Source organism: Microbacterium sp. (assembly GCF_035277845.1).
Taxonomy (GTDB): Bacteria; Actinomycetota; Actinomycetes; order Actinomycetales; family Microbacteriaceae; genus Microbacterium.
This window is the reverse complement of record NZ_DATEJS010000301.1, coordinates 1-9,960: the sequence shown is the minus strand read 5'-3', so window position 1 is coordinate 9,960 and position 9,960 is coordinate 1. Positions and strand designations below refer to the sequence as shown.

General features: G+C 70.1%; 10 protein-coding genes, 1 tRNA gene and 1 pseudogene. 3 read left to right on the top strand and 9 right to left on the bottom strand.

From position 1 onward, the window contains the following. The coding region (locus VJR25_RS13205) for a thiamine-phosphate kinase (RefSeq protein ID WP_324115752.1) at positions 1–564 on the bottom strand (564 nt) is incomplete at its 3' end. 74 nt (positions 565–638) lie between these two features. On the opposite strand from VJR25_RS13205, the gene VJR25_RS13200 reads away from it, so the two are divergent. Next, entirely contained in the window at positions 639–1,163 is a 525-nt protein-coding gene (locus VJR25_RS13200; protein WP_324115750.1) for a DUF3515 family protein, read from the top strand. Positions 1,164–1,181: 18 nt separating this feature from the next. Here VJR25_RS13200 and VJR25_RS13195 read toward each other — a convergent pair whose 3' ends face one another. The 8 genes from VJR25_RS13195 to VJR25_RS13160 form a co-directional block, all read right to left on the bottom strand. Beyond that, positions 1,182–2,282, bottom strand: coding sequence for a D-alanine--D-alanine ligase family protein (locus VJR25_RS13195; RefSeq protein ID WP_324115749.1), 1,101 nt, complete (start codon positions 2,280–2,282; stop codon positions 1,182–1,184). Continuing rightward, positions 2,188–3,315: an NAD(P)H-dependent glycerol-3-phosphate dehydrogenase gene (locus VJR25_RS13190; protein ID WP_324115747.1), complete on the bottom strand. Its 1,128-nt coding sequence runs from the start codon at positions 3,313–3,315 to the stop codon at positions 2,188–2,190. Before VJR25_RS13190 ends, VJR25_RS13195 begins: the two co-directional genes overlap by 95 nt. Then, positions 3,305–4,066 carry a lysophospholipid acyltransferase family protein gene (locus VJR25_RS13185; RefSeq protein ID WP_324115745.1) on the bottom strand — a complete coding sequence of 254 codons (762 nt, stop codon included), beginning with the start codon at positions 4,064–4,066 and terminating at the stop codon, positions 3,305–3,307. The genes VJR25_RS13190 and VJR25_RS13185 overlap by 11 nt, the downstream gene beginning before the upstream one ends. Before the next feature lie 5 nt (positions 4,067–4,071). Then, positions 4,072–5,436 (bottom strand): UDP-N-acetylglucosamine 1-carboxyvinyltransferase, encoded by a 1,365-nt coding sequence (gene murA, locus VJR25_RS13180; RefSeq protein ID WP_324115743.1) that lies wholly within the window; start codon positions 5,434–5,436, stop codon positions 4,072–4,074. A 24-nt stretch (positions 5,437–5,460) separates the two neighbouring features. Then, a complete protein-coding gene (gene leuD, locus VJR25_RS13175) occupies positions 5,461–6,072 on the bottom strand; it encodes a 3-isopropylmalate dehydratase small subunit (protein WP_324115741.1) in 612 nt (203 codons plus the stop codon). 3 nt (positions 6,073–6,075) lie between these two features. Then, positions 6,076–7,542 (bottom strand): 3-isopropylmalate dehydratase large subunit, encoded by a 1,467-nt coding sequence (gene leuC, locus VJR25_RS13170; RefSeq protein ID WP_324115739.1) that lies wholly within the window; start codon positions 7,540–7,542, stop codon positions 6,076–6,078. A gap of 135 nt (positions 7,543–7,677) precedes the next feature. Further along, positions 7,678–8,688: a TerC family protein gene (locus VJR25_RS13165; RefSeq protein WP_324115737.1), complete on the bottom strand. Its 1,011-nt coding sequence runs from the start codon at positions 8,686–8,688 to the stop codon at positions 7,678–7,680. A 220-nt stretch (positions 8,689–8,908) separates the two neighbouring features. Beyond that, a tRNA-Glu gene (locus VJR25_RS13160) sits at positions 8,909–8,984 on the bottom strand. Between the two features lie 101 nt (positions 8,985–9,085). Here VJR25_RS13160 and VJR25_RS13155 point away from each other — a divergent pair. Next, a complete protein-coding gene (locus tag VJR25_RS13155; RefSeq protein WP_324115735.1) occupies positions 9,086–9,733 on the top strand; it encodes an MBL fold metallo-hydrolase in 648 nt (215 codons plus the stop codon). Between the two features lie 15 nt (positions 9,734–9,748). Then, positions 9,749–9,960 (top strand): annotated as a pseudogene (locus VJR25_RS13150) (hypothetical protein); the annotation flags it as partial.

Below are 9,960 nucleotides of genomic sequence, written 5' to 3'. Positions count from 1 at the left end.
GGCATCCCGGAACCGGTCGAACAGGATGCCGAGACCCCGCGCCGCATGCCCCGCCTCGCCGGCCAGCGCGACGACGTCGCCCGGGCGGGCCCCGTCCCGGCGCACCGCCGTGACGCCGTCCAGGGCACCGAGCGCGGTGACGGCGATCGTGAGGGTGTCCGACACCGTGAGATCGCCGCCCTCGACCGCGCAGCCGGGCGCGAGCGCCTCGCAGCCGGCCCGGAGACCGGCGGCGAGCCGGGTCACGAACGACAGGCGCGTGTCGTCCGGCATCGCGAGCGCGACGAGAAGGGCAACCGGCTGCGCGCCCATCGCGGCGAGGTCGGCCAGGTTCACGGCCGCGGCCTTCCAGCCCAGGTCGTACCCGCTCGACCAGGCGAGGCGGAAGTCGGGACCGTGCACCAGGGTGTCCACCGTGGCGACGATCCGTCCGCCGGGCACCCGCAGCACGGCGGCGTCGTCACCCGGGCCGATCTCGGCGGCGGACGGTCCGAACTGCCGCAGGATGGCCTCCAGCACCTGCCCCTCGGACAGCTCACCCACGGTCGGATCGGCTTCGGTCATGGATTCCACCGTATCGGCCGTGCCGCACTCCCCCGTGCGGCGGCGTCCCAGCCGCCGGCGTCTAGCCTGGAGGGGTGACCTCCCCCCGCCGCACACCCGGTTCCCGCCGCGCCCTGCGCACGCTCGTGGCCGCGGCTCTCGCCGGGCTCGCGACGGCTGCGCTGGCGGGCTGTGCGACGACCGTCTCGCTGAACCCGCCGCCCGACGCGAACGACCCGCACTGCGCCGAGGTGATGACCGACCTGACGGGCCTTTCCGGCGGCACCCTCGGGGGCCAGGGCCGCCGATGGACGGATGCACAGTCCACGGCTGCGTGGGGCACCCCCGCGACGATCATCCTCGCGTGCGGCGTGACGCCCCCCGGCCCCACGACGTTGAAGTGCATCAGCGTCGGCGGCATCGACTGGATCGTGGACGCCTCGAAGACTCCGAAGCTGACGGTCACGACGTTCGGGCGCACACCCGCCGTGCAGCTGTTCCTCGACAGCAGCGCGACAGCCGGCGTCGACCCGAATCAGGTGCTCGACACGGTCGGGCGCCTCATCGCGCAGGACACCCGGCAGACCGCGCAGTGCAGCAACCCGGTCACCAACGAGTGACCTCGGCCGCGGCCGTGGTCAGGCCCGGCTCAGCGCCGGGTCTCCGGTGCGGCTCAACGCGGTGTCGATGAGATCCGAGATCAGGTCCGAGTAGCTCATCCCCGACGCGACCCAGCACTTCGGGAACATCGAGATCGGCGTGAACCCGGGCATCGTGTTGAGCTCGTTGACCACGGGACCGGACTCCGTCACGAAGAAGTCGACGCGGGCGAGTCCCCGCCCGTCCACTGCTTCGAACGCCTGCACGGCCGCCCGCTGGACCGCCTCGGTGTCGGCGTCGCTCAGCGCCGCCGGGCACACCACCTCGACCCCGTCGCCGCCGAGGTACTTGCCCTCGAAGTCGTAGAACTCGCGGGTGGTCAGCACGATCTCGCCGGGAAGCGACACGCGCGCGGTCTCGCCCGGGGTCTCCAGCACCCCCACCTCCACCTCACGGCCGACGATGCCCTCTTCGATGAGCACCTTGTCGTCCTCCGCGAAGGCGAGTTGCAGCGCGGCATCCAGCTCGGACAGGTCGTGCACCTTGGAGACGCCGACACTGGAGCCCGCGCGGGCCGGCTTGACGAACCAGGGCAGCGGCAGATGGGCGGCACGCGCCGCCGCATCGTCGGCCGAGATGCCACGGCGAACCGTCACCCAGTCGGACACGGCGACCCCGGCGGCCTGCAGCGCGATCTTCATGAAGTGCTTGTCCATGCAGATCGCGGAATCGAGCACGCCGCCGCCGGCGTACGGCACCTCGAGCGTGTCGAAGAAGCCCTGGATGGTGCCGTCCTCGCCGTGCGCGCCGTGCAGGATCGGCAGCACGACGTCCAGGCGCCCGATCGTGCGGAGTGCACCGTCGGTGTCGCGGACGCGGAGGTCCCGCACGCCGGACGCCTCCGGCCAGATCACGCGCGTGCCGTTGTCACGGACCTCGGGCATGTTCTGCGGGTCGAGGGCGAACTTGGCCGGATCGTCCTCCTCGAGCACGAACGCGCCCTCGCGCGTCAGCCCCACCGGGACGACCTGGAACCGGTCGCGGTCAATCGCGCGGAGGACGCCTCCCGCTGTTGCGGAGCTGATCGAGTGTTCGCTGGAGCGACCGCCAAAGAGCACCGCCACCACCGGCTTGTCCATTCTGCGTCCTCTCCCCCTGCGGGGTGTCGTCGTCCGTCGTCAGATGCGGGGCGATGTCCCGCGGGTTCATCGTGCCGTCGAGCACCATCTTGACCTGCTCGACGATGGGCATGTGCACGCCCGCCGAGCGCGCCAGCTGCAGGATGGGCGCGACGGATGCCAGGCCCTCCGCCGTCTGCTCCATGCGCTTGACCACGTCCTGGAAGCTGTAGCCCTGTCCGAGCAGGCGCCCCGCGGTGTTGTTGCGGCTGAGCGGCGACTGGCACGTCGCGATCAGGTCGCCGAGGCCGGCCAGTCCCTGCAGCGTCTCGGGGTGCGCGCCCTGCGCGACCGCAAAGTCGGTCATCTCGACGAGGCCGCGCGTGATGATGGACGCCTTGGTGTTCTCGCCGTAGCCGACGCCGTCGACGATCCCGATGGCGACGGCGATGAGGTTCTTGAGCACGCCGCCGAACTCGGTGCCGATGACGTCGGTGTTCACGAAGGTGCGGAAGTACCGGTTGCGCGCGCGGCGGGCGACGGCATCCGCCGTGTCCTGGCTCACCGACGAGATGACCGCCGCGGTGGGTTGCTCCCGGGCGATCTCCAGCGCGAGGTTGGGTCCGGATGCCACCGCCACGCGGCCTGGATCGCACCGCAGCTCTTGCTCGATGACCTGGCTCATGCGCAGCCCGGTGCGCCGCTCGACGCCCTTCATCAGCGACACGATCGGGGCATCCGACCGGGTGATGAGCGGGCGCAGCGGCTTGAGGCTCGACCGCACCTGCTGGCTCGGGATCGACAGGTAGATCTGCTCGGCACCGTCCAGGGCCTCGGCGAGCTGATGCGTCGCCGACATCTCCCGCGGCAGGTTGATCCCCGGCAGGTACTTGCTGTTGCGCTTGGCGGTGTCGATCTCGCGGGCGAGTTCGGGCCGCCGCGCCCACATGACGACGTGCGCGCCGCCGTCGGCGAGGATCTTGCCGAACGTCGTGCCCCAGCTGCCGGCGCCGAGCACCGCGATCTTCGGCAGCGGTCCGTGCTTAGGAGTCAAGCCGCCCCGTCTCCTTCTGACCGTGCGCGGACGGGTCCCAGCGCTCCTTGGGCGCGGGGATGCCGCGGATGCCGGAGAGCAGGTCTGCGACGGCGTCCATCACGACCGTCGTGGCGTCGGCCAGGGCGGCGGGGGTCTTCGGAGCGGAGCGGTAGGCGGACAGGTCCACCGGGTCGCCGATCACGACGGTCATTCGCTTGCGCAGGGGCCACAGGGAGATCTTGCCGTATCGCGGCATCAGTTCCTGCGCGCCCCACTGGGCCATCGGATACAGCGGGATGTCACCCATCATGGCGAGTCGCACGGCACCGCTCTTGCCGCGCATCGGCCACAGCTCGGGGTCGCGGGTGAGCGTTCCCTCCGGATACACGATGACGCCCCGCCCGTGCTTGACGAGCTCGCGCGAGGTGGCGATCGTCTGCCGCGCGGCCGCCGCGGTGGTGGCACGGGAGACCGGGACCATGCCGGTGGCGCGCAGCGCCCAGCCGAGCGCCGGCACCCGGAACAGGCTCTCCTTCGCCATGAAGCGCGGCGCCCGCCCGGCCCGCCAGACCGCGACCGCGACGATGAGCGGGTCGATCTCGCTGTGGTGGTTCGGGGCGAGCACGAAGGCGCCCTCGCGCGGCAGCTTCTCGGCGCCGACGATCCGGATGCGGGCGAAGAGCCCGACGATCGGGACGACGACGGCGGCGAGCACCCAGAACGCACTCGGGCGGGTCTTCTCCTGCGACGCGCGTGGCGGGCGGGTCATGCCGGTCAACCGAGGACGTCGAAGTCCGCGCCGAGGGCGGCGAGCTTGTCGAACAGCTTCTCGTAGCCGCGGCTGATGATGCCGACGTTGCGCACCACGGATTCACCCGTGGCCGTGAGCGCGGCGATGACGTGGCTGTAGCCGCCGCGCAGGTCGGGCACCGTGATGTCGGCGCCGTGCAGCGGGGTCGGTCCGTTGATGACGGCGGCCTGCTCGAGGTTGCGGCGCGGTACGCGGCGCGGGCCCTCCTGCAGGCCGTGCGGGTGCACGACGATGTCGGCGCCCATCTGCACGAGCGCCTGCGTGAAGCCGAAACGGTTCTCGTAGACGGTCTCGTGCACGATCGACTCGCCCGTCGCCTGCGTGAGCGCGACGATCAGCGGCTGCTGCCAGTCGGTCATGAAGCCGGGGTGCACGTCGGTCTCGACGACGACGGGCTTGAGCTCGCCGCCGCGGCGGAACAGGATGCCGTCCTCGTGGATGTCGAAGTCGCCGCCGACCTTGCGCACCACGTTCAGGAACGTCAGCATCTCCTGCTGCTTGGCGCCGCCGACGAAGATCTCGCCATCGGTGGCCAGCGCCGCGCACGCCCAGCTGGCGGCCTCGTTGCGGTCGAAGATCGCCCGGTGGTCGTAGCCGCGCAGCTGCTCCACGCCCTCGATGAGGATGACGCGGTTCGGCTCGTACGAGATGATCGCGCCCATCTTCTGCAGCACCGCGATGAGATCCATGATCTCGGGCTCGATGGCCGCGTTGCGCAGCTCCGTGACGCCCGCCGCGCGCACGGCCGTCAGCAGCACCTGCTCGGTGGCGCCGACACTCGGGTACGGCAGGTGGATGTTGGCGCCGTGCAGGCCGTTCGGGGCGGACAGGCGGATGCCGCTCGGCAGCTTCTCCACGACCGCTCCGAACTTGCGCAGCGCGTCGAGGTGGAAGTCGATGGGACGGTCGCCGATGCGGCATCCGCCGAGGTCCGGGATGAACGCCTGGCCGAGGCGGTGCAGCAGCGGCCCGCAGAACAGGATGGGGATGCGGGATGCCCCGGCGTGCGCGTCGATCTCCTCGAAGTGGGCGGACTCCACGTCGGCCGGGTCGAGCACGAACGAACCCGGCTCGTCGCCGGCGGTGACGTGCACGCCGTGCACCTCGAGCAGCGAGCGCACCACGGCGACGTCGCTGATGTCCGGCACGTCGCGCAGCACGCTCGGGCTCTCGCCGAGCAGCGCCGCCACCATCGCCTTCGTGACGAGGTTCTTCGCACCCTTCACCTCGACCCGGCCGCGGAGCGGCCTGCCGCCACGGATGGCGAGGGTTTCGCCCGACCCTCCCTTGCGACCGTCTGCGGAAACGATGTCGTTCAGGAGTGTCATGCAGAGTGCCTCACTATGTCGGATTCAGGAAGCGGTCACGGGCGGAACCGGCAGGGTACGCGGTCGCCAGCTTTCACGGTTTGCCTCGAACGCGGCGATCTTGTCCTCGTTCCGGAGGGTCAGCCCGATGTCATCGAGCCCCTCCAGCAGCCGCCACCTAGTGTAATCGTCGATCTCGAACGGCACCCGGATATCGCCGAGAACCGCTTCGCGGGCCTCCAGGTCGATGGTGATCTGCACCCCCGGCTGCGCCTCGACGGCATCCCACAGCCGCTCCACGTCCGCATCCGAGATCACGCCGGTGACCAGGCCCTGCTTGCCGGCGTTGCCACGGAAGATGTCCGCGAACTTCGGGCTGAGCACGGCCGTGAAACCGTAGTCGCGCAGCGCCCACACGGCGTGCTCGCGGCTGGAGCCGGTGCCGAAGTCGGGTCCGGCGATCAGCACCGACGCGTGTGCGTAGGCGGGCTGGTTGAGCACGAATTCGGGGTCCTGCCGCCAGTTGGCGAACAGCGCGTCGTCGAAGCCGGTCTTGGTGACCCGCTTCAGGTAGACGGCGGGGATGATCTGGTCGGTGTCGACGGCCGAGCGGCGCAGCGGCATGGCGACGCCGGTGTGGGTGGTGAACTTCTCCATGTCTCAGGCCTCCACGGCTTCCAGGTCGCTGGGGCTGGACAGCGTGCCGCGCACCGCCGTCGCGGCGGCGACCAGCGGCGACACCAGGTGGGTGCGTCCGCCCTTGCCCTGCCGGCCCTCGAAGTTGCGGTTCGATGTCGAGGCGCACCGCTCTCCGGGCGCCAGCTGGTCGGGATTCATGCCGAGGCACATGGAGCACCCGGCGAAGCGCCACTCGGCGCCGAAGTCGATGAACACCTGATCGAGGCCCTCGGCCTCGGCCTCGAGGCGCACGCGGGCGGAGCCCGGCACGACCATGACGCGCACGCCCTCGGCCTTCGTGCGTCCCTTGATGACCGACGCGAACGCGCGCAGGTCCTCGATGCGGCTGTTGGTGCAGGAGCCCATGAAGACGGCATCCACGTGGATGTCCTTCATCGCCGTGCCCGGGGTCAGGTCCATGTACTCCAGCGCGCGCTCGGCGGCGGCGCGGGCGTTCGGATCGGCGAACTCGGACGGCTGCGGAACGCTCTGCGAGAGCGAGACGCCCTGGCCCGGGTTGGTGCCCCACGTGACGAACGGCTCCAGCTCGTTCGCGTCCAGGAACACCTCGGCGTCGTAGACCGCGCCCTCGTCGCTCGGCAGTGTGCGCCAGTAGGCGACGGCATCATCCCAGTCCCGGCCCTGCGGCGCGTGCGGCCGGCCCTTGAGGTACTCGAAGGTGGTGTCGTCGGGAGCGACCATGCCGGCCCGCGCACCGGCCTCGATGGACATGTTGCACATCGTCATGCGCCCCTCCATCGAGAGGGCGCGGATCGCGCTGCCGCGGTACTCGAGCACGTAGCCCTGACCGCCGTTGGTGCCGATCTTGGCGATGACGGCGAGGATGATGTCCTTCGCGGTGACGCCCGGGCGAAGCTCGCCCTCGACGGTGATCGCCATCGTCTTGAAGGGCTTCAGCGGCAGGGTCTGGGTGGCCAGCACATGCTCGACCTCGCTCGTGCCGATGCCGAACGCCATGGCGCCGAACGCGCCGTGCGTCGAGGTGTGGCTGTCGCCGCACACGACGGTGATGCCCGGCATCGTGAGGCCGAGCTGGGGACCGACGACGTGCACGATGCCCTGTTCGCGGTCGCCGAGCGAGTGCAGGCGCACCCCGAACTCGGCGGCGTTGCGACGCAGCGTCTCGATCTGGGTGCGACTGGTCGGGTCGGCGATGGGCTTCGTGATCTCGAGCGTCGGGGTGTTGTGGTCCTCGGTCGCGATCGTCAGGTCGAGGCGCCGCACCGGGCGCCCTTCGGCGCGCAGGCCGTCGAACGCCTGCGGGCTCGTGACCTCGTGCACCAGGTGCAGGTCGATGTAGATGAGGTCGGGCTGGCCGTCTTCGCCCTTGACGACCACATGGTCGTCCCAGACCTTCTCGGCGAGCGTGCGAGGCCGGTCGGGCACGACCGTCGTCTCGTTCTCGGTCGCAGCGTGCGCAGTGCTCATGGGTTCGTCGTTCTCCTAGGGAAGGGGATCAAAGCCCGCGACAGACTCCGCGACGGGGATGGGCTCAGAGCGAGGCCCCGTCGCGGCCGCTAAGAAGGAGGCGAGCGATCCGCACGGTGTCAGACTATCAGGCGTTCAGGAGCCGGTCCTGTCCGTGCCCTCGGCCGCCTGCTCGCGACGGCCGGCGATCACGCTGGCGACGCCGGCCACGGCCATCGCGACGACGATGACGCCGAGCGACATCCCGGTCGAGATCTCGGGCGCCGCCTCGACGGGCTCGCCGCCGTTGATGAAGGGCAGCTCGTTGACGTGCAGGGCGTGCAGCACGAGCTTGACGCCGATGAAGGCGAGGATGAACGCGATGCCGTAGTGCAGGTAGCGCAGGCGATCGAGCAGGTTCCCCAGCAGGAAGTAGAGCTGACGAAGGCCCATCAATGCGAACAGGTTCGCGGTGAAGACGATGAAGGGGCTCCGCGTGATCCCGAAGATGGCCGGGATCGAGTCGATCGCGAAGATCAGATCGGTGAATCCGATCGCCACGAACACGAGGATCATGGGCGTCCACACCACCGTGCCCGCCACGGTGGTGCGCAGCTTCGAGCCGTCGTAGGAGTCGCTGATGCTGATGAAGCGCCGCAGGAACCGGACGATCCCGGTCTCGGTGCGGGCGTCCTCCTCCTCCTTGCCGGGGAACGCCTGGCGCCATGCCGTGTAGACGAGGAAGAGCCCGAAGATGTAGAAGATCCAGCTGAAGTTCTCGATGAGCGCGGCCCCCAGCAGGATGAACACGCCGCGCAGCACGAGGGCGATGATGATCCCCACCATCAGCACCTCCTGCTGGTAGCGCCGCGGCACCGAGAACTGCGACATCAGCAGCACGAAGACGAACAGGTTGTCGATCGAGAGGCTGTACTCGGTCAGCCATCCTGCGACGAACTGGGTCGCGGCATCCCCGCTCTGCGTCACTGCGAGCAGGATGACGGCGAAGACGAGGGCCAGGGCGACGTAGAACACCACCCACAGCGTCGATTCCCGTGCGGACGGGATGTGCGGGCGCTTGAGGATGAGAAGCAGATCTCCCACCAGCACGGCGACGAGCACGATCAGCGCGGTGATCTCGAACCAGGCGGGGATGACGAAACCCATGAGGAGGCCTTTCGCAGGGGTCGACTGAGGGCCGACAGTCTCTCCCCCGCCGAAGGCGGTGCGTGTCCGGAGCGGATGCCCGTGATGACGAACGCGCGTTTGCGGGATACTCCCTGCGTGCCTTCCCAGCCTACCGGAGCCCGCCCGGCGGCGTGTCCCGGCAGCCGTTCGCCCGCACACGCAGAAGAGCCCACCCGTCCGGGTGGGCTCTTCTCGCTGTTGGTGACCCCAGCGGGATTCGAACCCGCGTTACCGCCGTGAGAGGGCGGCGTACTAGGCCGCTATACGATGGGGCCGCTTGCGCAACCATCTGAGTATGACATGCCGGATACGGCATGGACAAATCGAGGCCGCCGCCTGCTTGCCGCCGGGCGTGTCGAGCGGGTTGACTCGACTCATGCGAGTGACCAAACACGAACACGCCATGCTCGTCGCCGACGAGGGCGGCGACCTGCTGGTGATCGACCCGGGCTCGTTCACCCCGGCTCTGCCCGACCTGTCCCGCGCCGTCGCCGTGGTGATCACGCACGAGCACGCCGACCACTGGACGCCCGAGCACCTGCGCCGCATCCGCGAGACGGCGGGCGACATCCCGGTGTTCGGGCCGCCGGGGGTCGCCGATGCCGCGGCCGAATTCGGCGTGACGGTCGTCGCGCCCGGGGAGACCCACCGGGCCGGACCGTTCTCGCTGAGGTTCTTCGGCGGCCGGCACGCCGTGATCCACTCATCGATCCCCGTGGTCGACAACGTCGGCGTGCTCGTCAACGGCACCCTCTACTATCCCGGCGACTCGTATGCCGTCCCCACCCTCGAGGGCGGCGCGCGGGTCCCGCTGCTCGCCGCCCCCGTCGGCGCACCCTGGCTGAAGATCAGCGAGGCCATGGACTTCGTGCTCGCGGTCGCGCCTGAACGCGCCTTCAGCACGCACGAGCAGACTCTGTCGCCGGCCGGCCTCGCACTCGGACGCGCGCGCCTCGCCTGGAGCGTCGAACAGGGCGGCGGCAGCTTCGCCGCCCTCGATGCCGGCGACTCTCTCGACGTCTGAGGCTCCGTCGTCCCGATGCCCGACAAGCCGGCCGCCGAGGTCCCCATCGACGAGCCGCTGGTGCGGCGACTCGTACACGCACAGGCGTCCCACCTGATCCCGCCCGACGCCCGGATCGTGCACGTCGACGAGGGATGGGACTGCAGCGTGTGGCGGGTGGGCGCGTCACACGCGGCACGGCTCCCCCGCCGCGCGGCCGCGGTGGAGCCGACGACGAACGAGCAGCG